Origin of the sequence: Flavobacterium poyangense (assembly GCF_011751075.1) — a bacterium.
GTDB lineage: Bacteria > Bacteroidota > Bacteroidia > Flavobacteriales > Flavobacteriaceae > Flavobacterium > Flavobacterium poyangense.
In genome coordinates, this window is record NZ_JAALLN010000001.1 from 1,028,386 (window position 1) to 1,054,342 (window position 25,957).

Below are 25,957 nucleotides of genomic sequence, written 5' to 3' on the forward strand. Positions count from 1 at the left end.
ATCTTAATAATTCGATTAATAGTGGCATTTACCGCATTCTAAACCTCCCATTTGCGCTGCAGTCAATTTCTCTACACCGTATTTTTTAGAAAGTTCAGCATGAATTTTATCATAGTAAGCATTTCCTTCCATCTTAACATCGGTTTTTCTATGGCAATCAACGCACCATCCCATTGTTAATTTAGAGTATTGCTTCATGATTTCAAATTCTTCTACCGGTCCGTGACAAGTTTGGCACTCAACTCCTGCAACAGAAACGTGCTGTGAGTGATTGAAATACACAAAATCAGGTAAATTATGAATACGAACCCATTTTACAGGTTTTGTTTTTCCGGTATAAGCTTGTTTCGCTTTATCCCATCCAACTGCATCATATAATTTTTGAATTTCTGCATCATAGAAAGCTTTGCTGTACTCAGGAGTAGCAGTAGTTTCAGCAACTTCAGAAATGTTTTTATGACAGTTCATACAAACATTCAAAGAAGGAATACCAGCCGTTTTACTCACACGAGCAGCAGAGTGGCAATATTTACAATTGATCTCATTATCACCTGCGTGAATTTTATGAGAATAGTGAATTGGCTGAATTGGCTCATAATTCTGATCAACACCTACCTGCATCAGGTAACCGTACACAAAATAACCACTTGCCAAAAGTAAAAATATAGAAGTTACTAAAACCAGAAATTGGTTTTTAATAAATACTTTCCAGATTGGAGTTCCAGCTTCTTTCGGAGCTACTTCAATACCATTATTACGAGCAACCTTAGTTAACACTTTGTTCACCATGAACAACATTACAACCAAGATAGCCATCACAAGAGCAAGAGCACCTAATATAATGTTATTTGAGATTCCGCTTCCACCTTCCTGAGGACCTGTTGGCAATTGACCAGCAACCTTAGGCGCTTCAACTTTTACTTCAGAAGTATAGGCGATAATATTGTCTATATCACCTTCAGATAACTGAGGAAAAGAAGTCATTACAGACTTGTTGTATTCCTCAAAAAGTTTTACGGCTGTAGCATCACCTGACTTAATCATGTCAGAACTGTTGTGAACCCACTTGTAGATCCAAGCCATATCATGCTTTGCAGCAACACCCCTTAGAGCAGGACCTGTTGACTTAGCATCTAATTTGTGACATGCAGCGCAATTTGCATTAAAAAGTTCTTTCCCTTTTACTGGATCACCACCGGCAGTTGCAGCCGGAGCAGCAGCTTCAGGTGCGGCCGGAGCAGCAGCTGGATCTTGAGCAAATGAAGTTAGGGAGAAAATCAGCGTTAGCGATAAGCTAAGCAGCAATTTTCTTGAGATCGAATTATGGTTACCCACCTTTTTCATATAGTATAATAATTATCTACTAATTTTTGGTATGATTTTTTCTGTAGTAAATCAACAAAAAACTAATACCTTCTTTTAAAACTTGCACAAAAATACGACTTATGAACTATTCTCAAAACCTTAAAATACCCTTAAATACCAATTTATATCAATTCTAAATAAAATTAAAATTTTCCATACAAACTTTAAATACTACTTTTGCATAAAAACCATCACATTATGAGAATTTTAACTCCCTCTAAAAGAGTCTACCTAACACTAGCAATGATCGCTTTAGCTTCTAATATTAACGCTCAGGACCAAAATTTAACCCTAAATCAGGACCCAAAATTTGAGCAATTGCTGAATGACAAACGCAAAATTAACACATCGTTAAGTACAAACGATACCTATAGAATTCAAATTTTCAGCGGCAAGAGCGATGAGGCCAAAAAAACGCTTACCGATTTCAAAAGAGAATACACTACCCTTGACGGAACGATAATTTTCAACACGCCAAACTACAAAGTAATCGTTGGAAATTTCAAAACAAAAATAGAAGCAGAACGCAACTTAGCAGAAATCAAAAAAAGATACAAAACAGTCTTTTTACTGAAACCGGGCAAATAGTTCTCAGCAGAAAAACAAAACACAAAAAAAGCAACTCTGATCGGAGTTGCTTTTTTTTTATATGACTTTGTGTCAACATCATTTAGTTTTAGCAATTGAAGCATAGGAAGATCAGAACTACTCCAACTTATTAAGCTCTTCTTGTCTCTTATTGCTCATATAAGAACCTACACAGTCATAATCAGGACTTGTATCTTTCACCACATAAAAATCAATTTTGATCTCACTTGCATTTTTAAGATCAATCGGTCTTGTTTCTACATTTCTATGCGAAAGAAGAACTACTAATAAACTAACAGGATCATAACCTGCTCTTTTTACCTTAAAAGAAAAGTTACCTTTAGATGACGGCAAGATCATCCGACAACCAAAAACAAACAAACCTCCCTCTATTGACTTACCTGTTTCTCTATCTATTACTTTTCCGCTAATAGTAACTTCATCCAAATTTATCTTTTGGTCATCATGGATTATAGTCATACCATATCCACCTTTATTATTAGTCGGTATCAACTTCTTTTGCGCAAAAGAACATCCGCACAAAACAAACAAGCAGACAAACCACAATATCTTATACTTACACTTTTTCATTTGCACATAATTAAAATACCCCAATTAAAACTGATTTCCAAACCACTCGGCTTGCCAACTTGTTTAATCATTCTTCCGGCGTTTCCTCAATAATTCGCGATCCCTTACAATCAAGCAAAAAACTGTTGTTTTTATCCAGATAAAAATCTATTATAATTTCCTTATTACCGTAACTATCAATGCTATTCGTTTCAATTGACAAAAGCCCTTCTTTATCTGCTTCGACAAAAAAAGAATCATCTCTACTATTTCGAGTTTTAAAGGAATACCCCCCATCTGCCAAGGTTGTAAGAATGAGGCAACCATAACTCACTTTTGCACCACCTAACGGCAAATTTGTTTCCAAATCATAAACATGTCCCCGAATAGTAACAACCTTATTCATTTTACTCTTAGACGCCGGTTTAACAAAAGTTAAGATATAACCTCCTTTGTTATTGTTTGGCAGCAACTTTTTTTTAAAAGAAGAGCATCCAACTAAAGCAAATGCAAAGACAAACAGTAGCAAAACATTTTTGCTTTTTTTCATAATTTTGATTTTACGTAAATCTTAATCATTAAAATAAATTACTTGAGATTATTTAATTCATCCTGCTTACGTTTATGCCATTCTCCTCCTACCCCCTCACACTCTATCAATGGTCTATTAGATTCTGCTAAATAAAAATCAATTACAACCTCTTTTCTATTATAAATATCAATATAATCTGTCTCTACTGCCAAATACGGATAAACCACCGCTTCCACATAAAAAAAACCTTCCTCCAAATTTCTGGATCTAAAAGAATACTCTCCCTCAGATGTTGTTTGAAATTTAAAACACCCCGAAGTCACTTGTACATTACTCAAAGGCTTACCTGTTTTAACATCATAAACATGTCCACGAATAATAACATCTTCCTCTAAATTTTTTAATTTATCTTTACTTAGAACCACAGTATACCCCCCTGAATTATAGGTTGAGATTAACTTCTCCTTTGTAGAAACACATCCTATCAAAACAAACAGACACAGAAACAACGTTAAAAAAAATCTATCCTTTTTCATTATACAAAAAATTAACAACCAGCTCTCTTCCCTTTTTGTGGTCTTGGGCTTTGACTCATATTTTTGCCATGTAACTCAATGTTAATCGTATCGAAGATTCTTTTTCTTCCCGCTTTAGGCAATGTCATAAATGCTAATCGTTCAAGTATCCTTCACAATTCAAAATTGGATTATCATATTCCTCCAAATAAAAATCAATTTGCAATTCGTCCTTATCCTGTATATCTAAATATTTTGTGTCTACTGATTTATAGTTATAACAAATAGCCTCTATAAAGAAATACTTATAAGCCGATTTTGTTGTCTCATACAAGTATTCTCCTTTTATTGACGCCTTAATTGTAGAACACTCAATCTTTAGCACTGCAATTTGTAATGGTTTCCCAGTTTTAGCATCTAGCACCCGCCCTTTAATTATAAGCCGATCCGGATTTATTTTATCCTGTTTTTGAACTACAAGCACTTTATAACCTCCAGCATTATTATTTGGTATTAAGCCTTTTTTTATAGAAGTGCAGCCAACCAAAACAAATGCAAAGGAAATCAGCAGTATATAACAATTACTATTTATCATAACAAATCAACATTTAACACTTAGACCTTTTACCCCTCTGAAATTGTACATCTCCATCGACATCTTTACCCGTCAATTCTACACTAAGAACATCCTTAATCCGTGCTTTTTCTCTAAACGGAAGCGCTTTAAACGCTTTTGTCTCGGTCAAACCTCCCCATGCCATATCCTGATAAAATTGCCTATCCAACCGATACCCTTTACTTACACCGTAAATCTCTAAAGCATCCCTTACTTGCGCCACCAGACTTATAGCCATTTCCTCATGATGAGCTACCTCTATGTTCTTTTTAGCATTCCATTCCTCAACCAAGTGAGGATATGCTGTATTTGCACCAACACCATCTACCCTGAAATAAACTACAAAATAAGCATGAATCGATTCATGCAATATGGTTCGAGCCCAAGACAAATCTGTCGCATCTGGCCAAGCTCTATTATAAAAAGTAGTCGTAACCCCCGTTACTTCATTATACAACCTTGAAGTCTCACCCGTAAATGGTTTATCACCTACTTTAGTATCACTGATTACTGTCCAATTATACCTAGTGGCATTCCAATCACCTGTAAAATTAGTAACCATATTACCCGGACTTGCTATCGTCTTTTTTAAATCATTTAAAACCTTTTTCAAACACTCATCAAGCCGAGCATCCATAATACCATCATCAAATTTTTTATTATTCAGCTTTCTGAAATAGGAAGCGTAAGCAATCCCCATTGACGAACCATTATTCCGCGATCGTACAAACTGATAATTTAGTCTGGTACGGGCATCATTTGTAGGAGGCGTTATATAGTTGTTTTTAATTATAACTTCTTTTAGGGGTACAGGATCAATCGCAGAAAGTAAGGTATTATAGGAGCCGGCAACATTTCCTTTATCAATCTTAAAACCACTTAAAACCTGCCCTTTTATATCGGTAGAATAAACAGATCCTGTAAACGCAGGATCCGCCGGAGCCCTGCTGATATGCTTATTAGTCCTTTTTTCAGGAACACGATGAAACAAAACAGTCTGTACTGCTCCGTCAATCTCAATTTGTAAAATTTCTGTCTCTACTCCTTCAAGGTTTGTCTTTGCACTTGCTATATTCAATTTAGCATCTGTATCTGTTATGTCAATCTGCTCCAAGGTCGACAAATCTATCTCCAATCCTATATCTGCAACATCGACTCTCCTACTCGTTAACTGTTTGCGGTTTAATTCTTTAAAAAAATCAAGTGATTTTTCCAGTGTCACGGTTTTTAGATTATAAACTCCGGGATCTGATGCCTTGCTAACTGGTTCATCCGGACTATCCTCCTTACTACAATCACCCAAAAAGATAGCCACTGCTAAAATAACTGTACCCTTTAAAAATTGTTTCACTACGTTTTTCATTGCTAAAAGTTTTAATTTTTAGCAAACCTAAAGCCTTTATTTAAAAAGTAGTATTTTTCTTTCTTATAGATTTATAACTGCAAGAGATCAATAGATAATCGCATGCCAAACCATGCTCTAATTCCAATCCTATATTGATTTTTCCTAAAACCTAATCAAACAAAAAAAGTCCCAACTTTCGTTGAGACTTTACAATATAAGTGATGTACTTAAAACTAAAAGCACGCTTAGTTAACTACCTTAATTCCACTGGCAAGAAATCGAATCTCTTCTTTTGGAGCTGTAATCGCATCTATTTCTGATTGTGGTTTCTTACCATCTTTAGCGTAATGTTTGAGCTCTTCAACAGAGGTAATTTTCTTCTCCGCAACACCTTCCAAAACAACATTTTTTCCTTTTAAACTTGTTGGTACAAAAAAGGCATACTCTTTCATTTTTACAAAAAACGAAGACCCGTCTTCTGTTTTAACCGCAACCCAGCATCCTTTCTTCGGACAAACATCGGTTACAACTCCTCGTACCGAGATATCTTCAATTTTCTGTACATTATTTAATTCCTTTTGCAATTTCTCAACCGAGATCGCCTTGCCTTCTGAAACCTTAGAAATATCGGCTCCATAATAATCCCCAACTAAAGCATTCCCCGCCGGAGGTCCTTTTTTCTCTACGGCTTCTTGCGAAAAAGACAGCGTAGATAGACTTAAGAAAAGGAATCCTGTGTATAATAATCGTTTCATATCTATATATTTTTTTAACCAAAAATAACACAAAATTTGAAATAAATAAGCCCCTTTTCCGCATCAAAAAAAACATCCTATTACACAATCACCAAAACACAATAACCTGAACACGATTGTCGAATAGCAGCTATTGAATACTTTAAAAAAATCCTTTAAATCTGTGAAATCTGTGGCAGCTTCATTTTGTTTTGCCACAGATTAAAAGAATTAAAATGATTCTTTATAAGCTATAAAAAAAGTCCCAACTTGCGTTGGGACTTTAAAATATAAATATTGAATCTTATTTCAATTTCTTTTTGATCGCTACTTCATGGTAAGCTTCAATAACATCTCTTTCTTCAATATCGTTGAAACCTTTAATTTGAATACCACAATCGTATCCTTTCGTAACTTCTTTCACATCGTCTTTGAAACGTTTCAATGCTACAAGTTCACCTGTATGCACCACTACACCTTCTCTGATCACTCTGATTTTAGAAGCTCTCATAATCTTACCGTCCGTAACCATACATCCGGCGATAGAACCTACTTTAGAAATTTTGAAAATCTCACGGATCTCTGCTGTTCCTAAAATCTCTTCTTTCATCTCAGGAGCTAACATTCCTTCCATCGCATCTTTCAAGTCATCGATAGCAGCATAGATAATAGAGTAGTAACGGATATCGATTTCTTCTTTATCTGCCAGTTGTCTCGCATTTCCTGCAGGACGAACGTTAAATCCAATAATGATCGCATCAGAAGCAGAAGCCAACATAACGTCAGTCTCTGTAATGGCTCCAACACCTTTATGAATAATATTAATTTGAATTTCTTCTGTAGAAAGTTTAGAGAACGAATCAGACAATGCTTCAACTGATCCATCAACGTCTCCTTTAAGGATTACGTTCAATTCTTTAAACTGACCCAATGCAATACGACGACCAATTTCGTCCAATGTGATATGACGTTGTGTACGTACCGATTGTTCACGCATTAATTGAGAACGTTTAGAGGCAATTTGTTTGGCTTCTTTTTCGTCTTCAAAAACATTGAATTTATCACCGGCAGTAGCAGCACCATCCAAACCTAAAACAGAAACCGGAGTTGAAGGACCTGCCTCCAAAACAATATGTCCTCTTTCATCATGCATTGCTTTTACTTTTCCATGGTGTTTACCGGCCAGCATATAATCTCCAACCTTTAAAGTTCCATGTTGTACTAAGATAGTAGAAACATATCCTTTCCCTTTATCCAAAAATGCTTCCACAACAGTTCCCTGTGCTGCCTTATTCGGATTCGATTTCAGATCCAAAATTTCTGCTTCTAATAAAACTTTTTCAAGTAATTCTTTTACTCCTGTTCCAATCTTTGCAGAAATATCATGTGATTGAATTTTTCCACCCCAGTCTTCAACAAGTAAATTCATACTAGCTAAACGCTCTTTGATTTTCTCAACATTTGCATTTGGTTTATCAATTTTATTGATTGCAAAAATAATTGGTACTCCCGCAGCTTGTGCGTGAGAAATCGCTTCTTTAGTTTGAGGCATGATATCATCATCGGCAGCTACCACAATAATAGCAATATCCGTAACCTGCGCTCCACGTGCACGCATCGCGGTAAACGCCTCGTGACCCGGTGTATCTAAGAATGCAATTTTCTGACCATTATCTAAAGTTACTCCATAAGCTCCAATGTGCTGTGTAATACCTCCCGACTCTCCGGCAATAACATTTTCTTTACGGATATAATCCAGTAAAGAGGTTTTACCGTGATCGACGTGACCCATTACCGTAACAATCGGCGCTCTGGCAACTAAATCTTCTTCTTTATCTTCAACAACTTCTATTGCCTCTTCGATATCAACTGTGATAAACTCTACTTCGTAACCAAACTCATCGGCCACAATAGTTAAAGTTTCAGCATCTAAACGCTGGTTCATGGTTACCATGATTCCAAGTGACATACAAGTTCCAATTACTTTTGTAATCGGCACATCCATCATGATCGCGATTTCACCCACAGTAACGAATTCTGTAACCTTAATAGTTTTACTTCCTTCGTCAAGTGCTCTTTGCTCATCATCAGATTTCTGACGGTGTGTCTCTCTTTTATCTCTTCTGTATTTAGCAGCTTTTGATTTTCCACCTTTTCCTTGAAGTTTTTCAAGAGTCTCTCTAATTTGGTTTTTTACTTCCTCTTCAGTTGGCTCAACTTTAGCTACAATTGCAGGGCGGTTTCCTTTTACGAAACCAGGTCTAGCACTTCTGTTAGCATTAAAACCTCCACCACCTGTATTTGGTGTAATTTTATTAGGATTTGGTGTTCCCGGTGCATTACCTGTTGCAGGTTTTGGTGCTCCCGGTGTACCTGGCTTCGGAGCAATTCTTTTACGCTTATTTTTGTTAGCGTTATTTCCTGCACCCGGAGCTCCCGGTTTGTTTGGAGTTATTTTCGGATCTTCTTTCTTTTTCTTAGGCTTGTTAAATTGAGATAAATCAATTGTCTGACCTGTAAGTGTCGTTCCTGATAACTTTTGATATTGCGTAGTGATCGTCTCTTCTGAAGTTGTAGGATCCGTAGATATAATTGGTTCCTGAGCTACTTTCGGAGCTTCCACTTTTACTTCTTTTTTCTCTGTAATAATAGGTTTTTCAACTTTGTCCTCAGCAACTACAGGCGCAACCACTACCGGCTCCGGCTGTACGATTTCTTTCTGAACAGGTTTTTCCTCTTGAATCGGAGCAGCAACAACCACTTTAGGTTCTTCAACTTTCACCGGTTCCTCTGAAGGAGTAGAAACAATTGCAGGTTTCTCAGGTTTCTTTGGATTTAAATCAATTTTACCCACTTGAACAGGTCCGGTCACAACAGCTCTTGCTTTTATAATCTCTTGTTGTTTTTGGCGCTCTTCGTCTTGTCTGCGTTTGTCCTCAATTTCTTTCTCACGCTCTACACGTAATGCTTCTTTCTCTTTTCTTTTCTCTTCTCCTACCTCTTTAGAAGCTTCCTTATTCCCCTTATCGCCCGCAAATTGGCTTTGTAGGATATTAAACTCGCTATCAGAAATTTTTGCATTCGGATTTGCATCAATAGCAATTCCCTTATCTTTTAGATAATCAACAGCTCTTTCTAACGAAATATTTAATTCCCTTAAAACCTTGTTTATTCTTATTACTCTCTCTTCAGACATATAACCTTTTTATTATTACCTTTTTCGTTGTGTTGTTAGAGCAGATAACTAACTATCAAACTCTTCTTTTAGTATTTTCATAACATCAAGAATAGTTTCCTCTTCCAGATCTGTTCTTCTTACTAAATCTTCTACTTCTTGTTTCAAAATACTTTTTGCAGTATCTAAACCTATTTTAGCAAATTCTTCAATTACCCAGCCTTCGATTTCGTCTGAAAACTCTGTTAATTCAACATCATCTTCATCTGCCGTTGCACCTGCAACATCTCCTTCACGAATAACATCCAGTTCGTAACCTGTCAACTGACCAGCTAATTTTATATTATGACCACCTCTACCGATAGCCTTAGAAACTTCTTCTAATTTCAAGAAAACTTCAGCTCTTTTATTTTCCTCGTCAATTTTGATAGAAGAAACTTTTGCAGGGCTTAATGCTCTTGTAATAAACAATTGAATATTGTTTGTATAGTTGATTACGTCAATATTTTCGTTTCCTAACTCACGAACAATTCCGTGAATACGAGATCCTTTCATACCAACACAAGCTCCAACAGGATCAATTCTGTCATCATAAGAATCTACCGCTACTTTTGCTTTTTCACCAGGAATACGAACTACATTTTTAACCGTAATCAAACCGTCGAATACTTCCGGAATTTCTTGTTCAAATAATTTCTCCAAAAACTTCTCAGAAGTTCTTGACATAATGATTTGAGGTTTATTTCCTTTTAATTCAACACTTTCAATGATTCCACGAACGTTATCTCCTTTACGGAAAAAGTCAGATGGAATTTGTTTTTCCTTAGGAAGTACAATCTCATTTCCTTCATCATCTACCAAGATTACCACTCTTGGACGTACGTGATGTACTTCTGCGGTGTAAATATCGCCAATAATATCTTTAAATTGCTTATAAAGATTAGTATTATCGTGTTCGTGAATTTTAGATATCAAATTTTGACGCAAAGCCAAGATCGCTCTTCTACCTAAATCAATCAATTTAACCTCTTCAGAAACTTCTTCACCAATTTCAAAATCCGCTTCGATCATTCTAGCTTCAGTCAAGGTAATTTCTTCGTTCTCAAAGTCCAGATCTTCATCAGCAACGATTACTCTTCTTCTCCAAATCTCCATATCTCCTTTATCAGGATTAATGATAATGTCGAAGTTATCATCAGAACCGTATTTTTTCTTTAATGCATTTCTAAACACGTCCTCTAAAATTGCCATAAGCGTTACACGATCAATAAGTTTATTATCTTTAAACTCTGAGAATGAATCGATTAATGCTAAATTTTCCATGCGAATTCTTTAATTAAAATGTTACTGTAACAATTGCCTCTTTAATTTCTGTATAAGGTATTTGTTGCTCTTTTTGAACTGTTTCTTTTCCTTTTCCTACTTTTTTCGGTTCTCTTGCTTTCCAAGACAAAATTATAAAAACATCGTTAGCTTCCACTAATTCTGCCTCAATTTTTTCAGTATTTGTAGTAACAATCAAGGTTCTACCAATATTTTTCTTGTATTGTCTTGTCATTTTCAAGGGAGATCCCACTCCAACTGATGCTACTTCAAGAGAAAAATCCTGCTCTTCGCGATCCAGATTGTTCTCGATTGCACGACTAATATCAATACAATCCTGCAACGCTACTCCATTATCCCCGTCTAAACCAACACTAATCTTGAAAGAATCCGAAATAGACAAATCAATCAAAAAGATTGATGGCTTTTCCTGAAGAGCTTCTGTAATTAATGTGTTTACTTTTTCTTTAAATGTCATAATTTTATAAAAAGAGGGGACACTTAGTCCCCTCATTATTTAGATTTTAATAAATAACGGTGCAAATATAGTGTTTTTTTTATAAATCAAAATAAATTGATTGCTCTAAAAATATTTCTTATCTTTATGTAACATTAAATATAAGCGAATATTCCCACTATCTAACCCAAATCACTATGAAACGAATTTTAGTACCTACCGACTTCTCCGAACATGCTGAAGACGCTTTAAAAGTCGCTGCACAAATTGCCAAAAGAAACGATTCAGAAATCATTGTACTACACATGCTCGAGCTCCCGCATCAAATGAATGACGCCATTACGGGAGGCGCAAGCATACCCGAAACCATGCTTTTCATGCAAAAAGCGAATCAAATGCTCGACGAAATCTCCAACAGACCTTATCTGGAAGGAGTTCCCGTGACTGAAATCGTAAAAATGGACAAACCCATCCACGGCATCACACAAGTAAGCAAAGAGCACGAAATAGATTTAATCATAATGGGATCTCACGGCTCTTCGGGTGTCGAAGAATTATTAATAGGATCGAACACCGAAAAAGTGGTACGCAATTCAGAAGTCCCGGTTTTAGTTATCAAAAAAGACATTGCAGACTTCAACGCCACAAACATTGTCTTTGCCTCTGATTTTTCCGAAGAGACCAAAAAACCTTTTGAAAAATTCTTAAACTTCACCAAATTCTTTGATTCAAAAATACATTTGGTCACCATTTGCACTCCCAACAGCTTTAAACCAACTCACGTTATCGAAAAAGCCATGCATGAGTTTATTGCCGAATTCAACCTGACCAATTACTCTACAAACATTTATAACGACACCAATATCGAAAAGGGAATTTTAAACTTTTCAAACCGAACAAATGCAGATGTTATCGCCATGTGCACACACGGAAGAACCGGATTTGCCCATTTTTTCAACGGAAGCATCAGCGAAGGATTAGTCAATCACGCCGTCAAGCCGGTTATTACTTTTAAGATTTAGGTACAAATAGAGAGAGTTTCTTAAACCCAAAACAACGCCTTTTCTGTCATTCCAACGCAAGAGCCTGTCATTCCGACGAAGGATCCTGTCATTCCGACGTAAGGAGGAATCACACTCAGGATTCGACAAAGACAAACAACATTCTGCACGGAGTTTCTTGTATGATTTCTCCTTACGCCGAAATGACACGAGGACATAAAAAAAAGCCTCTCAAAATTGAGAGGCTTTTTATGTTGGTCTACTAGGACTCGAACCTAGAAAGACTGCACCAAAAACAGTTGTGTTACCATTACACCATAGACCAGCAGTGCGGTTAAGCGAGTGCAAATTTAAACCTTTTTTTAGTTTATACAAACTTTTTTTGAAAAAATTTTATTGCATAAAAAAAGCCTCTCGATTGAGAGGCTTTTATGTTGGTCTACTAGGACTCGAACCTAGAAAGACTGCACCAAAAACAGTTGTGTTACCATTACACCATAGACCAGCAGTGCGGTTAAGCGAGTGCAAATTTAGAGCTTTATTTAGTTTGCACAAACTTTTTGAGCAAAAATTTTCATTTTTTTGCGTTTTTTTTTCTTCAAAACAGCTAATGTTTCCGCAAGTATTTCACCAACAACCAATTGCTTTTACCAAATAGTTTTGCAGAATTTTTTGTTAATGCTCCATTCTTTACACAAAAAAACATTTTCTTTGTAGGATAGAAAATATCTAAAATTATAACACCTAAATATGGCACAATTCAATTTCAATAAATGGAATACAATTATTGGTTGGTTTGCATTCGCAATCGCTTTAATCACCTATACACTAACTGTTGAACCTACTATGAGCTTCTGGGATTGTGGCGAGTATATCGCTACAGCAGCCAAACTAGAAGTGGGTCACCCACCCGGAGCTCCTTTATACCAAATGATGGGTGCCTTTTTTGCCATGTTTGCAACAGACAACCAACATATAGCCTTAATGGTAAATATGATGTCTGTTTTCTCTAGCGCATTTACTATTCTATTCCTGTTTTGGTCTTCTTCTATGATCTTGAAAAAAATCATAGCCCGTTTCACAGAAATCAATCAAAACAATTCAATCGTAATTTTAGGAAGCTCTTTTGTTGGAGCACTTGCTTATACTTTTTCAGATAGTTTTTGGTTTAATGCCGTTGAAGCCGAAGTTTATGCGATGGCTTCTTTGTTAATTGCCTTACTTTTCTGGCTTGGTCTTCGCTGGGAACAAGACATGGACAAACCAAAAGGAAACAGATGGTTACTGGTTATTTCACTTGTGATTGGTCTTTCTTTCGGAGTTCACTTTATGGCTTTACTAACCATTCCGTCGATAGGGTTTTTATACTACTTTAAACATTATGAAAAAGTTACCATCAAGAACTTCCTGATTGCCAATGTTGTTGTTATTGGTGTATTATTGTTTATCTTCAAATTACTCCTTCCGCTAACCATGGCATTCTTTGGTAAAACTGAGATATTCATGGTAAACAGCATGGGACTTCCTTTTAACTCAGGAACTATTTTTGTTGCTTTACTTTTTGTTGCCTTCTTTTATTTTGGATTAAAATTTACCAAACAAAAAGGATTGGTTTTCTATAACACTATCATTCTTTGCATCTTGTTTATTTTAATTGGTTTCTCAACCTGGATGATGTTGCCGGTTCGTGCTAACGCAAATACGGTAATCAACGAAAACAAACCATCAGATGCTACCGAGGTTTTAGCTTATTACAATCGTGAACAATATGGTGTGAATCCATTGTTTTATGGACCGCAATACACAGAAGTTTTTGCCGGTTTAGATGCAAAAACGCCTTATTTAGACAAAAAGCCTAACTACGAAAGAGATTACAAAACCGGTAAATATATCATTACCAACAACTATAAAAACGCAGATCAAAATACAGACGACAATCAAAAAACGATTCTGCCAAGAATGTGGAGCACCGAACCGGGACACATTGAAAATTACATCAGCTTTACGAATCCTCCGGGCTTCAGAATCAATCCTAATTATCCGTACGAAGATGATTTAGGAAAATACGGAATTGACGCCAGCCAGTTAAGCGAAGAGGAATTCAACAAAGCTACCGCCCAATTGCGCAACGAAGTTGAAAAAACCGTTTCCGAATTCAGAAAAGCCTATGCTCAAAAACAAATTGACAACGAAGGTTATGTAAAATTCTTAAAAAGCTACGGTGACTACTTAATTATCGAAAAACCGACAGCCACAGATAACTTTAGTTTTATGTTTGAATACCAATTCGGATACATGTACTGGAGATACCTGATGTGGAATTTTGTCGGACGTCAGAACGACGTTCAGGGAAAATACGACAATCTGGACGGAAACTGGATTAGCGGAATCAAACCTCTTGATTCCTTACATCTTGGCTCTCAAGACAATTTACCTTCGGATGTACTAAACAACAAAGGAAGGAATGTGTATTACTTCCTGCCTTTCATCCTTGGACTTATCGGACTTATGTACCACGCCAATAAAGACCTTAAGAGTTTTTATGTCCTTTTGGCTTTATTTTTATTCACAGGAATTGCCCTAAAAATATACTTAAACGAAAGACCTTTTGAACCTCGTGAAAGAGATTATGCCTTGGTAGGCTCCTTTTATGTCTTTGCCATCTGGATTGGTTTTGGGGTTTATTCTTTATACGAAACTATTCAGAATTATATCGCTCCAAAAATCGCAGGACCGGTAATTATTGCCGCAACTTTCCTGGCTGCTCCTGTTTTAATGGCTTCTCAAAACTGGGACGATCATGACAGATCAGACAAATATACAGCTGTAGCAATGGCAAAAGCTTATTTGACTTCCTGTGATAAAGACGCTATTTTATTTACAATTGGAGACAATGATACTTTCCCGTTATGGTATGCTCAGGAAATCGAAGGCGTACGAACCGATGTGAAAATTGTAAATACCAGTCTTTTCATGACCGATTGGTATATCGATCAAATGAAAGCCAAATCGTATGAATCTGACCCGCTACCAATCTCTTTTACACATGCTGAATATGTGGGAGATAAATTGGATTATGTAGCTCACATTCCTAAAATAGAAACCCGTTGGAACATTAATGATTTTATCAGTTTTATTAAAAACCCAAAATCAACTGTAGACTTACAAAACGGACAAACCATTCATTTTTATCCAACTAACAAAATCAGAGTTAATGTTGACAAGGATTTAATTATCAAAAACAAAGTTGTTAATCCAAAATACAATGACTCTATAGTTCCTTACATGGACATCGACATCAAAGGAAGTGCTTTATACAAAAACCGCTTAATGATGTTAGACATCCTGGCTAATAACAACTGGAAAAGACCAATCTACTTTAGTGGAGGTGCTTTTGACAGCGAAGATTATTTATGGCTAAAAGATTATTTACAATTAGACGGAATGGTTTACAAATTAGTTCCGATTAAAAACGTTTCTTCAAAAGAAGGCGGACCATTAGACATGGGACAAATTGACAGCGATAAAATGTACGACATTGTAATGAAATGGGATTGGGGTAATAGTGAAAGCGAAAAAATCTATCACGATCCAGAAACCAGAAGAAACAGCATCACGTACCGCACCAATCTGTCTCGTTTGATGAATCAATTGATCGCAGAAGGTAAAATTGACAAAGCTAAAAAAGTCATTAATCTGGCTATGACAAAAATGCCGATTGATAAATTTGGCTACTATTCTTTAGTTGAGCCTTTTGCCGGTGGCTATTACAAAGTTGGTGAAACAGCAAAAGCGCATGATTTGCTTAATAAACTGGTTCAGAAATACAAAGAAAACTTAAACTATTATGCTACCTTAAGCGCTGCTGACCAAACGGATCTGGCAATTGATATTATCACCGATATTGAACGTTACAGAAGTTTATTGGAAGTTATGAAAAACAATAACGACAATGCTTTCTACGAAAAACATAAAGTAACCTTTAATACTTATGTAAATGTTTTCGAACGTTTCGGAAGAGAAAAAGAATAATATACGAAAAATTTAACAATTAAAAAAATGCAGTGCTGTTTGATAAATAGCACTGCATTTTTTAATTTTACATATCTCTAAATCATTTCACAATGAGCTTTTATTGGGTAAAAACGAATTCATTTATAAAAAGGGTATTTTCTAAATATTGCTGGGACATTCCCAACAACGAAAAGAAAATATACCTAACATTTGACGACGGTCCGACTCCGGAGATTACGGATTGGGTTTTATCTGAACTAAAAAAATTTGACGCCAAAGCCACCTTTTTTTGCATTGGAAAAAACATAAAAGCCAATCTATCATTATTCGAGAAATTGATCACAGAAGGACATTCGATCGGAAATCATACGATGAACCATGTAAATGGCTGGAAAATTCACACGAATGATTATATCGAAAATGTAAAGAATTGCGCCCATGTATTAGAAGAACAAGAGAAAACATGCAATCGCTTACTCTTTCGTCCTCCCTACGGAAAGATCAAAAAAGGGCAATCTAAAATTTTACGTAAACTAGGCTACAAAATAGTAATGTGGGATGTTCTCAGCGCCGATTTTGACCAATCTATTACGCCTCAAAAATGTTTGGAGAATGTTACTAAAAATGTAAAATCAGGAAGTGTAATTGTATTTCATGACAGCATAAAAGCTTCACCGAATTTAAAATTTGCACTGCCAAAAACCTTGCATTTTTTAAAAGAAAATGGATATACCTTTGATATTATTCACTAAACAATATCAAATCGGAGTGTAGTATTACATATCGAATTGTTCCTGGACAATTCCGATTATAGTATTGGCATCAAGCTCACCTGACTGCCTCCAGATCATTTGACCTTCTTTATAAATCATCAAAGTCGGAAGTCCTTTTATACGAAGCGCCTCCGCCAGTTCCTGATTTTTATCTACATCAATTTTGATTACTTTGGCTTTATCACCAAGCGCAGCTGCTACGTCCTTAATAACAGGATGCATAGAAACTGACGATTCGTTCCAATCTGTGTAAAAATCTATCAACACAGGGACCTGGGCATTTATTAGTTCTCCAAATTTTGACATAAAACCAAAAATTTAATTTTTTAAATCTACTAAAAAGAGATAAATATTTTACAAATGTAGCATTTTTACTGAACTAAGCGACATTGTTGCCCTTTTTTAGTTCAATGACCGTTATTTCGGGCATGATACCAACTCTTCCGGGATAAGCATGAAAACCGAAACCACGGTTCACATAAACATACCTGCCAACCTCTTCATACAAACCAGCCCATTGTTTATAAATATACTGTGCCAAACTCCATTTAAAATATCCCGGTATTTCAATACCAAACTGCATACCATGTGTATGACCTGACAGTGTCAAATGAAAGTTCTTAGGGTGTTTTTTAACTTCATATTCCCAATGACTTGGATCATGGCTCATTAGAATTTTAAAATCCTTCTGATCGAGCTGTTCTGAAGCTTTATTTAAATCGCCTGCTTTTTTAAAATCCTTTCCCCAATTCTCTACACCTACTAAAGCTATCTTATCCTCCCCTTTCTGAATATAAGTATGCTCATTCAGCAAAAGTTTAAATCCGATTTGGTTGTACAATTCTTTGATCGCGTAAAAATTGGCATCCTTTTCTTTTTCAGAAGGCCAGGTCACATATTCTCCGTAATCATGATTTCCCAAAACCGAAAATTTACCGTATTTATAACTCTTTATTTTATTAAAAGTCTCCAGCCAGGGATGCATTTCTGTGGCATGTGTATTGACAATATCACCTGTAAACAAAATCATATCCGATTCCTGCTCGTTGATCAGATCAATGGCGTAGCTAATTTTCTCCGGATTATCAAAACTTCCACTGTGCACATCCGAAATCTGAGTGATTTTAAACCCATCAAAAGCCTCCGGAAGATCAGGAAAAAAGATAGTCTGTTTGATTACTTTATAATTGTATTTCCCTTCAAAAATTCCGTAAATCAAAGACAGAAAAGGAACCGCCGCCAATCCCAAACCAATCTGACTGATAAATTTACGCCTTGAAGGAAGGATATTTGTATCGTTTGAATTTTCTACAAAAAAATTAACTGCTCCTGCACCCAGCCTAAAAACGTCTTCTCCTAACAAAACCAACGTAATTACAATTTTAGGCACATAAATCAACAGCATTAAACCTGTAGTAAACATGAATTGTTTCGTTTGTCCAACGGAACGTTCAACCTGCGAAAAAGAGTAAATGATAAAAATTAAAAGCAGCAAACTTATTACTTGATAGCCAATCAAAACCCATCTCAGTTTGATTAAAGTACGAAAGGCTTGGTAGGAATAAAACTCAATGAAAAAAAGAAGAGCGCAAAGAATTATAAAACGAATGATCATTAGGTATAGTTTTAAGCAAAGTAACAAAGAAAGGTGTTTTTATTGCTTTTTATTATCAAAAATTTAACTCAAATCTGTCGAATACAATTTATAAAAATCATAGCTACCCAATATAAGCCTCAAGAGACACTAAGTCACAAAGTTTTATTCACGCCGATTTAGCAGATTTAGCGGATTATTTTATTGGAAACGCAAAGCAAAAAGAGCTGCTGAATCTGCAAACTGGCGAAGCAAATCTGTGTGAGAAAATTTGCCACAGCGTTTCTTTTATAAAACAACTTACAACATGAACTTAATTATTGAATAGTAATTAATTCCAGTTACTAGTTACAATTGCACAAAAAAAGGAGAGGTTCAATAAATTTGTTTCTGAATCAACATACAAGATTAGGAAGGCTTTTATATGAATTAGTCTAAAAAGTGTATGTCTTTTTTTGAATTTTTGATTGACCTATATCAATTGCCTCCCGTTTTTAACTGGAGGTAAAGAATTGATTAATAATAAAGAGGCTTTAGCCAAACTCTTTGAAGGTTCGGCTAAAGCCTTTGTCTCCTTCCTAAACAAACAACCTCCAGTTAAAAACTAGAGGCAATTCAAATAAAACCTACATTATTTGTATTCGAATTACAAGTAAATAAAGTAATCAACCAGCAACTTAAATTAATTAGTAAACCAAGAAAATCATTTAAATCTGTGAAATCTGTGGCAAAAAAAAGCAAAAACAAGTTAACTGAAACACAAACTAAAAGGCCGATAAATTTCTTTACCAGCCTTTTAACCTATTTAAAATTTATCCCTATTAACCATTTCATAAGCCAAACCAAAAAGCCATGAAACCACAATAAAAAACTACTTTTTATTTTTTCATTTCTTCTTTAGCTGCTGCCGGTTTAGCTTCTGCTTTTTTCGCTTTTTTATCTGCTTTTTTGTCTTTTTTAGGAGCTTTTGCTTCTTTTACGGGGGTTGTTTGAGCTGGGGCTGTCTGAGCGTTTACCATTCCTACTGTTCCTAAAACTGCTACTGCTAAAATTGCTAATTTTCTCATGACCTTAATTTTTATAGATTATTATTATTTGATTATTTATAGGTCAAAGATAGAATCACCAAATGAAGATTGAATGAAGATTTGTAGTACCAAAAAATTTTAACTTTTAATTGGGTTTTGTTATTTCAGGCAGCAAGAGTATAAAGGTCGTTCCGGAATTAATCTCTGAAACAACATCAATTTCGATATGATGAAAAGAAGCAATACTTTGGGCAATAGCAAGCCCCAGCCCTTGCCCATCCTGATCGGAACTGATACGGGTAAATCTGTTAAACACTTTCTCGATCTGCGAAGCACCCATCCCAATACCGGAATCTTTGATGGAGATAAAATACTGTTGGTTCACAAATCCGTCAGAGACTATAATTTCGCCTTTTACTTTATTGTACTTAATTGCATTTGTTATTAAATTGTAGATTAAAATATGAAGCAACGTTTTATTGCCTTTAAAACGAAAATCATGCTGCATGGCATTTCTAAAAATCAGCTCTTTGTCTTCAATTCTATCCTGAAGATCCTCCTGCATATCGTTTATAATTTCACCAAAATGAATTTCCTCATCTGCGGCATACTGATTGTTTTCTATGCGGGAAATCAACAACAGATTATTGATGATTTTTTTCAGCATATCTAAAGTCCGTAGCGAACCTGCAATTTTATCAACTGCCGTATCATCTAAAGATTCATTTTGCAATAAGTTTTCAAACTTATTCTTCAGCAGTGCAATGGGAGTCAGAAGTTCGTGCGAAACATTGGAAATAAATTGTTTTTCTTTTTTGAAAAGTTCCGCAATACGGTCCATCATTTGATTCAGCACAAAATCAAGTTCCCTAAAATCCCTTGATGTCGCTTTTATTGGAGTATGATCAAAGGCCTCGGGTTCGTTTACCCGTCTGATTTTGGTATCGATAATTTTATAAAAAGGCTTTAATAAATATTCAATAAAAAAAGTATCCGCCAAAAATGTAATTAGAAGAATCACCACAAACACAATGATAATAAAGAACCTGATAATAAAAGTAAGGTCTTTTATTTCGGCAAGACTGCTTCCAATCTCCAGTTTATAATTTTCATTGGCGTAGGTAAAATGATGCTGTAGAATTCGATATTCGTTTTCTTCACCTTCAATGACCCTATAATCATTACTAAAAGTCGATTTCTTTTGCGGAGACTTCGTTGCGGTTCTCGAAAGCACCAAAAACTCGCTGTGCAAAGTAGAAAACTGCGAATAAGTATCTGTCGTATCGGCCGTATTCTGAATAAAATCATTGATTTCTTCCTTATCCAAATGGTCCAGGAACTTTTTTTCCTTTTCAACTAAACTATTGTTGATGTGTCTGTAAACCACTTTCTCCACCAAAATAGGCAACATCAGCCACAAAATAACGATCAGTAATAATCTTGACAGCGCGTTAAAAATAGCCAGTTGGTGTTTTATTTTCAAAGTCGTTTCTTTTTAAACGTTAATGCGATATCCGACATTTCTAACGGTTTCAAACCAGCTGATATCGGTATGTTTGTCTAATTTTTTTCTAAGATTCCGAACGTGAACATCAATAAAATTCGAATCTGAATTTACCTCCAGAATATCACCCCAAATGTGTTCTGTTAATTGCAATCTGGTAATCACCCGATTTTTATTCAGCACCAAATACTGAAAAATGTCAAACTCTTTTTTAGTCAGATTGATTGGAATAGCATCGTAACTTACTTTATAATCCTGCAATTGCAGCGAGAAACCGTGCACTACCAAATCATTTAAGGTAAAACCATGCATCCTTCTGATCACCGCATAAAGACGTGCACTCAGTTCTGTTAAAGCAAAAGGTTTGGTCAGATAGTCATCGGCACCCAGATGCAAACCGTTAATCCTGTCGTCTAATTCTCCACGTGCTGTAATGACAATAACCGCCATTTTTGATTTTGTTTTTCGCACGGCGGTCAGAATTTCAAAACCATCCCCATCCGGCAAACCAAGATCCAGCAACATAGCGTCATACTCGTTACAACCAATTTCGTCTAAGGCATCTCCACAATTATGAACTACCTTGCAAACATAACCACCATTACATAAAAAATCATAGACCTCTACAGCCAGTTCTTTATTATCCTCAACAATTAAAACATTCATACTCTCCAATTCTTAAAGCAACTAAAATTAAGCATTTATAAAAAAATTAGTCCCCTATTATTTAAAAATTTAACGAATAAAAAAAGCTGATAAATTTCTTCATCAGCTTTCCCCATAATTATCCTTTCTGTTTTGCCTCCTTTACAATTCTTAAAAAGCAAAACAAAAACAACTTTTATTTTTTCATGTTTGATGCTTCAGCTTTCGGAGTTTCTTTTTTTCCGGATTTTGCTTTTTTTGCAGCTTTACTTTTTGGGTGTTTTGTTGCTTTTACCTCTTTTGCATGGCTGGTTTTAATTTCTTTAGCAGGTCCAACTTTTACAGGAGGAAATGCATTAACCATTGCTGTTGTCCCTAAAACTGCTACTAGTAACATTAAAAAATTTCTCATGATTTCTATAATTTAAATTAATAACCTTGTTTAATTACAGATCAAAATTACATCCGTCACATGAAGAGAAAATGAAGAAACCCACCTTCTTAAAACTTTAACCTGACCTTAACAGTCTAATGCATATTGGTAATTAAACCATATAAGTTATAGAAGTCCATTGAAGCAAATGGATCGCTACAAAAATTAAAAGTTACAAAAGAGAAAAACCTAATCTACAAGCCTCATTAAGTCCTGCAAAATAAAAATACCCCAATTATATGAACTTCTATAACTTATATGGTTTAAAAAAAAGTTCATTGAAGCAAATGGATCACTACAAAGATCAAAAATTACAAAAGAGAAAAACCTAATCTACAAGCCCCACTAAGTCCTGCAAAATAAAAACACCCCAATTATATGAACTTCTATAACTTATATGGTTTAAAAAAACTTTCCCCAATGCAAATCGTTTTTTAAACCCCAATTGATTATTTTTACAGACTAATATTTTTTCTATGTCAACTCAAAAACGTCTTTTTTTACTGGATGCTTACGCTTTAATATTTCGTGGTTATTATGCCTTCATAAAAAACCCAAGAATTAATTCCAAAGGAATGGATACATCTGCCATTATGGGTTTTATGAATTCCCTTTTGGATGTTATTAAAAGAGAAAAACCGGATCATCTGGCTGTTGCTTTCGACAAAGGAGGAAGTGCGTTGCGAAACGAAATATTTCCGGAATACAAAGCCAATCGTGATGTAACACCCGAGGCTATAAAAATTGCAGTTCCTTATATCTGCGAATTATTAAAAGCCATGCATATTCCGATTATTGAAGTTCCCGGTTTTGAAGCCGATGACTTAATTGGAACGATTGCCAAACAAGCCGAAAAACAGAATTACAAAGTTTTCATGGTCACTCCTGATAAGGATTTTGCTCAATTGGTTTCGGAGAACATTTTCATGTACAAACCGGCCCGAATGGGTAACGGAATAGAAATTTGGGGCGTTCCTGAAGTTTTGGCAAAATTTGAAGTTGAAAGACCGGAACAGGTAATTGACTTTCTGGGAATGATGGGCGATGCTGCCGATAATATTCCGGGACTTCCGGGAGTTGGTGAAGTAACTGCTAAAAAGCTTTTAAAAGAATTTGGCACCATGGAAAATCTTTTGGCTAACACCGATAAGCTGAAAGGAAAAATGAAAGAAAACATCGAGGCAAACAAAGAAAAAGGATTGCTCTCTAAAACTTTAGCCACTATTTTACTGGATTGCCCTGTTACTTTCGACGAAAATGACTATGAGTTAACACGGCCTGATATTGAAAAAACAGATGCTATTTTTCAGGAATTAGAATTCCGAAGAATGGCGGAACAATTTGATAATTTGTTTAAAACCGACGGAACACAAACGACAGTTGAAACTCCTGATCCCAAATTATACAAAAAACCACAACCTAAAAACGAAGATCAGTTTGACCTTTTTGGAGCTGGTGATGCTACCGAAAATCAGGAAACCACAAGAACTTCTTTTTATAATACTTTAGAAAACACACCTCACTCCTACCAAGCTATTCAAGGGGATTTGGGGATAAAATTGCTTTTACAAAATTTACAAAACCAAACTTCTGTTTGTTTTGATACCGAAACTACCGGTTTAGATGCTTTGCATGCCGAATTGGTTGGTATTTCATTTTCTTACGAAAAAGGAAAAGGACTTTATGTTCCGTTTCCGGAAAACCAGGAAGAAGCAAAAGCTTTGATCGCCAAATTTATTCCGTTTTTCGAGAATGAAAATATTGAGAAAATAGGTCAGAACTTAAAATATGATTTAAAGATCCTTTCTAATTATGGCGTTACGGTAAAAGGAAAACTTTTTGATACGATGATCGCGCATTATCTGATCAATCCGGATATGCGTCATAATATGGATATTCTGGCCGAGACCTATTTGAAATACTCCCCTAAACCCATTGACGATTTAATTGGTAAAAAAGGTAAAAATCAAATCTCGATGCGAGATGTTCCTCTTGAAGATATCAAGGAATATGCTGCTGAGGATGCTGATGTAACCCTACAATTAAAAGAAATTTTCACCACCGAATTAGACAAAACGGAAACCAAAAAACTATTTGACGAAATCGAAATCCCATTAGTAAGTGTTCTGGCTGCTATGGAAACAGAAGGTATTCGTCTTGACGTTGAATTTTTAAAATCAATGTCTGAAGAAATGGATGTTGAAATTAAAGCTTTAGAACAAAAAATATACGAAACTGCGGGCGAGAAATTCAATCTGGCATCACCTAAACAATTAGGCGATATCTTATTTGAAAAAATGAAAATTGGAGGTGCCAAACAAAAGAAAACCAAAACGGGTCAATATGCGACCGGCGAGGAAGTATTAACCTATTTGGCAAACGACAATCCGATTGTAAAAGAGATTCTGGAGTGGCGTCAAATGGTGAAATTGCAGAGCACTTACATCCTTGCTTTACCGGAACAGGTAGACAAAAAAACGTTGCGAGTTCATACCGATTATATGCAGACTGTTGCCGCAACGGGACGTTTGAGTTCTAACAATCCGAACTTGCAGAATATTCCGATTCGTACCGAAAGAGGCCGTCAGATCCGTAAAGCTTTTGTCGCTCGTGACGAAAACTACACGCTGGTTTCTGCCGATTACTCTCAAATAGAATTGCGAATTATTGCCGCTCTAAGTGGTGAAGAAAATATGATTAAGGCTTTCCAAAACGGAGAAGACATTCACAAAGCAACTGCCGCTAAGGTTTTTGATGTTCCTTTGGATGAAGTGAGCCGCGAACAAAGAAGTAATGCCAAAACAGTAAACTTCGGAATTATCTACGGTGTTTCTGCTTTTGGATTGAGCAACCAAACTTCGTTATCCAGAAGCGAAAGTGCCGCTTTGATTGAGGCTTATTACAAAACCTATCCAAAATTGAGATCTTATATTTCAGAACAAATTGAATTTGCACGTGAAAAAGGATATGTTCAGACCATTTTAGGGCGTCGTCGTTACCTGAAAGACATCAATTCAGCCAATGCTGTTGTGAGAAGTGCAGCAGAACGAAATGCCGTGAATGCTCCTATACAAGGAAGTGCTGCCGATGTGATTAAAATTGCCATGATCAACATTCATAAAAGATTGACAGACGAAAACTGGAAATCAAAAATGTTGCTTCAGGTGCATGATGAGCTTGTGTTCGATGTTCACAATGATGAACTCGAAAAAATTCAACCTATGATCAAACACGAGATGGAAAATGCTTTTGTAATGGCAGTACCGTTGGAAGTAGAATTGGGCTTAGGTAAAGATTGGCTAGAAGCGCACTAAGGGATTTTAGATTTTAGATTTCGTGATTCCTAGCGGTAAAACAAAATGACAGACAATTTTAAGCCTCCTATAAAAACACGAACAACACAGGAATTACTAAAAATTATTCGTGCTCCTAAAAAATGGAATCCGGAAGCGGTTCAACTGGCCAAATCTGAATTATCGAATAGAAATGTTACGGTTACAAAAATTAAAAATGTTCTTAAAAAAACAACCAAAAGAAAAGGAAGGGAAAGACCTAAAAAAGCAGACGAAAGCTATCGTATTTCAGATTTTCTTTTCGACCCTTTAGACACATTAATCGAACTTTTACTCTCTTGGGAATTACGGAAAAATGGCTATCTTTTGAAAGCAGAACAACAGAAAACATTTAGAATTATACTAATCCTCTCTATTCTGGCTATTTTTCTAATCTCACTATAAACTACAAA

Annotated in this window: 22 protein-coding genes and 2 tRNA genes; 6 read left to right on the forward strand and 18 right to left on the reverse strand. The window is 35.7% G+C overall.

All coding sequences use genetic code 11. From position 1 onward, the window contains the following. Nucleotides 1-15: 15 nt before the first annotated feature. On the reverse strand, nucleotides 16-1,344 hold the full coding sequence (locus G3A47_RS04210) for a c-type cytochrome (protein ID WP_166920711.1): 1,329 nt from the start codon (nucleotides 1,342-1,344) through the stop codon (nucleotides 16-18). 219 nt (nucleotides 1,345-1,563) lie between these two features. Here G3A47_RS04210 and G3A47_RS04215 point away from each other — a divergent pair, with 219 nt between their 5' ends. Beyond that, nucleotides 1,564-1,953, forward strand: coding sequence for an SPOR domain-containing protein (locus tag G3A47_RS04215; RefSeq protein WP_166920713.1), 390 nt, complete (start codon nucleotides 1,564-1,566; stop codon nucleotides 1,951-1,953). 117 nt (nucleotides 1,954-2,070) lie between these two features. On the opposite strand, the gene G3A47_RS04220 is transcribed toward G3A47_RS04215, so the two are convergent. From G3A47_RS04220 to rimP, 9 genes are all read right to left on the reverse strand, one after another. After that, nucleotides 2,071-2,544, reverse strand: coding sequence for a hypothetical protein (locus G3A47_RS04220; RefSeq protein ID WP_166920715.1), 474 nt, complete (start codon nucleotides 2,542-2,544; stop codon nucleotides 2,071-2,073). A 67-nt stretch (nucleotides 2,545-2,611) separates the two neighbouring features. Further along, the gene (locus G3A47_RS04225; protein WP_166920717.1) at nucleotides 2,612-3,073 is read right to left on the reverse strand and encodes a hypothetical protein; all 462 of its coding nucleotides are present in this window, start codon (nucleotides 3,071-3,073) and stop codon (nucleotides 2,612-2,614) included. Between the two features lie 38 nt (nucleotides 3,074-3,111). Continuing rightward, complete coding sequence (locus tag G3A47_RS04230) at nucleotides 3,112-3,591, reverse strand: hypothetical protein (protein ID WP_166920719.1); 480 nt, start codon at nucleotides 3,589-3,591, stop codon at nucleotides 3,112-3,114. 133 nt (nucleotides 3,592-3,724) lie between these two features. Then, on the reverse strand, nucleotides 3,725-4,165 hold the full coding sequence (locus G3A47_RS04235) for a hypothetical protein (protein WP_166920721.1): 441 nt from the start codon (nucleotides 4,163-4,165) through the stop codon (nucleotides 3,725-3,727). A 13-nt stretch (nucleotides 4,166-4,178) separates the two neighbouring features. Then, nucleotides 4,179-5,549, reverse strand: coding sequence for a hypothetical protein (locus G3A47_RS04240; RefSeq protein WP_166920723.1), 1,371 nt, complete (start codon nucleotides 5,547-5,549; stop codon nucleotides 4,179-4,181). Nucleotides 5,550-5,776: 227 nt separating this feature from the next. Further along, nucleotides 5,777-6,286, reverse strand: coding sequence for a DUF4920 domain-containing protein (locus G3A47_RS04245; RefSeq protein ID WP_166920725.1), 510 nt, complete (start codon nucleotides 6,284-6,286; stop codon nucleotides 5,777-5,779). A gap of 283 nt (nucleotides 6,287-6,569) precedes the next feature. Beyond that, entirely contained in the window at nucleotides 6,570-9,461 is a 2,892-nt protein-coding gene (gene infB, locus G3A47_RS04250; protein WP_166920727.1) for a translation initiation factor IF-2, read from the reverse strand. Between the two features lie 48 nt (nucleotides 9,462-9,509). Continuing rightward, nucleotides 9,510-10,763 (reverse strand): transcription termination factor NusA, encoded by a 1,254-nt coding sequence (gene nusA, locus G3A47_RS04255; protein WP_017498147.1) that lies wholly within the window; start codon nucleotides 10,761-10,763, stop codon nucleotides 9,510-9,512. A gap of 13 nt (nucleotides 10,764-10,776) precedes the next feature. Then, entirely contained in the window at nucleotides 10,777-11,241 is a 465-nt protein-coding gene (gene rimP / locus G3A47_RS04260) for a ribosome assembly cofactor RimP (protein WP_166920729.1), read from the reverse strand. 176 nt (nucleotides 11,242-11,417) lie between these two features. Here rimP and G3A47_RS04265 point away from each other — a divergent pair, with 176 nt between their 5' ends. Continuing rightward, nucleotides 11,418-12,242: a universal stress protein gene (locus G3A47_RS04265; protein WP_166920731.1), complete on the forward strand. Its 825-nt coding sequence runs from the start codon at nucleotides 11,418-11,420 to the stop codon at nucleotides 12,240-12,242. A gap of 233 nt (nucleotides 12,243-12,475) precedes the next feature. Here G3A47_RS04265 and G3A47_RS04270 read toward each other — a convergent pair. Both G3A47_RS04270 and G3A47_RS04275 read right to left on the reverse strand, forming a co-directional pair. Further along, a tRNA-Gln gene (locus G3A47_RS04270) sits at nucleotides 12,476-12,546 on the reverse strand. A gap of 109 nt (nucleotides 12,547-12,655) precedes the next feature. Beyond that, nucleotides 12,656-12,726 (reverse strand) — tRNA-Gln (locus G3A47_RS04275). A gap of 245 nt (nucleotides 12,727-12,971) precedes the next feature. Here G3A47_RS04275 and G3A47_RS04280 point away from each other — a divergent pair. Both G3A47_RS04280 and G3A47_RS04285 read left to right on the forward strand, forming a co-directional pair. Next, nucleotides 12,972-16,253: a glycosyltransferase family 117 protein gene (locus G3A47_RS04280; RefSeq protein WP_166920733.1), complete on the forward strand. Its 3,282-nt coding sequence runs from the start codon at nucleotides 12,972-12,974 to the stop codon at nucleotides 16,251-16,253. Nucleotides 16,254-16,345: 92 nt separating this feature from the next. Beyond that, nucleotides 16,346-16,987: a polysaccharide deacetylase family protein gene (locus G3A47_RS04285; RefSeq protein ID WP_166920735.1), complete on the forward strand. Its 642-nt coding sequence runs from the start codon at nucleotides 16,346-16,348 to the stop codon at nucleotides 16,985-16,987. Between the two features lie 24 nt (nucleotides 16,988-17,011). Here G3A47_RS04285 and G3A47_RS04290 read toward each other — a convergent pair whose 3' ends face one another. The 6 genes from G3A47_RS04290 to G3A47_RS04315 form a co-directional block, all read right to left on the reverse strand. Then, the gene (locus G3A47_RS04290; RefSeq protein ID WP_047773070.1) at nucleotides 17,012-17,314 is read right to left on the reverse strand and encodes a thioredoxin family protein; all 303 of its coding nucleotides are present in this window, start codon (nucleotides 17,312-17,314) and stop codon (nucleotides 17,012-17,014) included. Nucleotides 17,315-17,387: 73 nt separating this feature from the next. Next, nucleotides 17,388-18,623, reverse strand: coding sequence for a metallophosphoesterase (locus G3A47_RS04295; RefSeq protein WP_166920737.1), 1,236 nt, complete (start codon nucleotides 18,621-18,623; stop codon nucleotides 17,388-17,390). Nucleotides 18,624-19,480: 857 nt separating this feature from the next. Next, nucleotides 19,481-19,669 carry a hypothetical protein gene (locus G3A47_RS04300; protein ID WP_166920739.1) on the reverse strand — a complete coding sequence of 63 codons (189 nt, stop codon included), beginning with the start codon at nucleotides 19,667-19,669 and terminating at the stop codon, nucleotides 19,481-19,483. Nucleotides 19,670-19,775: 106 nt separating this feature from the next. Next, nucleotides 19,776-21,113 carry a sensor histidine kinase gene (locus tag G3A47_RS04305; protein ID WP_243860377.1) on the reverse strand — a complete coding sequence of 446 codons (1,338 nt, stop codon included), beginning with the start codon at nucleotides 21,111-21,113 and terminating at the stop codon, nucleotides 19,776-19,778. Nucleotides 21,114-21,125: 12 nt separating this feature from the next. Continuing rightward, complete coding sequence (locus tag G3A47_RS04310; RefSeq protein ID WP_166920741.1) at nucleotides 21,126-21,800, reverse strand: response regulator transcription factor; 675 nt, start codon at nucleotides 21,798-21,800, stop codon at nucleotides 21,126-21,128. Nucleotides 21,801-21,975: 175 nt separating this feature from the next. Beyond that, nucleotides 21,976-22,191 carry a hypothetical protein gene (locus tag G3A47_RS04315; RefSeq protein WP_166920743.1) on the reverse strand — a complete coding sequence of 72 codons (216 nt, stop codon included), beginning with the start codon at nucleotides 22,189-22,191 and terminating at the stop codon, nucleotides 21,976-21,978. Between the two features lie 497 nt (nucleotides 22,192-22,688). Between G3A47_RS04315 and polA the strand changes: the two genes are divergently transcribed. Continuing rightward, nucleotides 22,689-25,526: a DNA polymerase I gene (polA, locus tag G3A47_RS04320; protein WP_166920745.1), complete on the forward strand. Its 2,838-nt coding sequence runs from the start codon at nucleotides 22,689-22,691 to the stop codon at nucleotides 25,524-25,526. Nucleotides 25,527-25,571: 45 nt separating this feature from the next. Beyond that, complete coding sequence (locus G3A47_RS04325) at nucleotides 25,572-25,949, forward strand: hypothetical protein (protein WP_166920747.1); 378 nt, start codon at nucleotides 25,572-25,574, stop codon at nucleotides 25,947-25,949. The last annotated feature ends 8 nt before the right edge of the window (nucleotides 25,950-25,957 follow it).

What these genes read in the sequence shown, in the direction of transcription:
- G3A47_RS04240 (WP_166920723.1), bottom strand. Translation starts at nt 5,549, where the DNA reads ATGAAAAACGTAGTGAAACAATTTTTAAAGGGTACAGTTATTTTAGCA.
- G3A47_RS04225 (WP_166920717.1), bottom strand. Translation starts at nt 3,073, where the DNA reads ATGAAAAAAAGCAAAAATGTTTTGCTACTGTTTGTCTTTGCATTTGCT.
- G3A47_RS04210 (WP_166920711.1), bottom strand. Translation starts at nt 1,344, where the DNA reads ATGAAAAAGGTGGGTAACCATAATTCGATCTCAAGAAAATTGCTGCTT.
- rimP (WP_166920729.1), bottom strand. Translation starts at nt 11,241, where the DNA reads ATGACATTTAAAGAAAAAGTAAACACATTAATTACAGAAGCTCTTCAG.
- G3A47_RS04235 (WP_166920721.1), bottom strand. Translation starts at nt 4,165, where the DNA reads ATGATAAATAGTAATTGTTATATACTGCTGATTTCCTTTGCATTTGTT.
- infB (WP_166920727.1), bottom strand. Translation starts at nt 9,461, where the DNA reads ATGTCTGAAGAGAGAGTAATAAGAATAAACAAGGTTTTAAGGGAATTA.
- G3A47_RS04280 (WP_166920733.1), top strand. Translation starts at nt 12,972, where the DNA reads ATGGCACAATTCAATTTCAATAAATGGAATACAATTATTGGTTGGTTT.
- G3A47_RS04220 (WP_166920715.1), bottom strand. Translation starts at nt 2,544, where the DNA reads ATGAAAAAGTGTAAGTATAAGATATTGTGGTTTGTCTGCTTGTTTGTT.
- G3A47_RS04315 (WP_166920743.1), bottom strand. Translation starts at nt 22,191, where the DNA reads ATGAGAAATTTTTTAATGTTACTAGTAGCAGTTTTAGGGACAACAGCA.
- G3A47_RS04295 (WP_166920737.1), bottom strand. Translation starts at nt 18,623, where the DNA reads ATGATCATTCGTTTTATAATTCTTTGCGCTCTTCTTTTTTTCATTGAG.
- G3A47_RS04310 (WP_166920741.1), bottom strand. Translation starts at nt 21,800, where the DNA reads ATGAATGTTTTAATTGTTGAGGATAATAAAGAACTGGCTGTAGAGGTC.
- G3A47_RS04265 (WP_166920731.1), top strand. Translation starts at nt 11,418, where the DNA reads ATGAAACGAATTTTAGTACCTACCGACTTCTCCGAACATGCTGAAGAC.
- polA (WP_166920745.1), top strand. Translation starts at nt 22,689, where the DNA reads ATGTCAACTCAAAAACGTCTTTTTTTACTGGATGCTTACGCTTTAATA.
- G3A47_RS04245 (WP_166920725.1), bottom strand. Translation starts at nt 6,286, where the DNA reads ATGAAACGATTATTATACACAGGATTCCTTTTCTTAAGTCTATCTACG.
- G3A47_RS04300 (WP_166920739.1), bottom strand. Translation starts at nt 19,669, where the DNA reads ATGAGAAAATTAGCAATTTTAGCAGTAGCAGTTTTAGGAACAGTAGGA.
- G3A47_RS04215 (WP_166920713.1), top strand. Translation starts at nt 1,564, where the DNA reads ATGAGAATTTTAACTCCCTCTAAAAGAGTCTACCTAACACTAGCAATG.
- G3A47_RS04325 (WP_166920747.1), top strand. Translation starts at nt 25,572, where the DNA reads ATGACAGACAATTTTAAGCCTCCTATAAAAACACGAACAACACAGGAA.
- G3A47_RS04285 (WP_166920735.1), top strand. Translation starts at nt 16,346, where the DNA reads ATGAGCTTTTATTGGGTAAAAACGAATTCATTTATAAAAAGGGTATTT.
- nusA (WP_017498147.1), bottom strand. Translation starts at nt 10,763, where the DNA reads ATGGAAAATTTAGCATTAATCGATTCATTCTCAGAGTTTAAAGATAAT.
- G3A47_RS04290 (WP_047773070.1), bottom strand. Translation starts at nt 17,314, where the DNA reads ATGTCAAAATTTGGAGAACTAATAAATGCCCAGGTCCCTGTGTTGATA.
- G3A47_RS04230 (WP_166920719.1), bottom strand. Translation starts at nt 3,591, where the DNA reads ATGAAAAAGGATAGATTTTTTTTAACGTTGTTTCTGTGTCTGTTTGTT.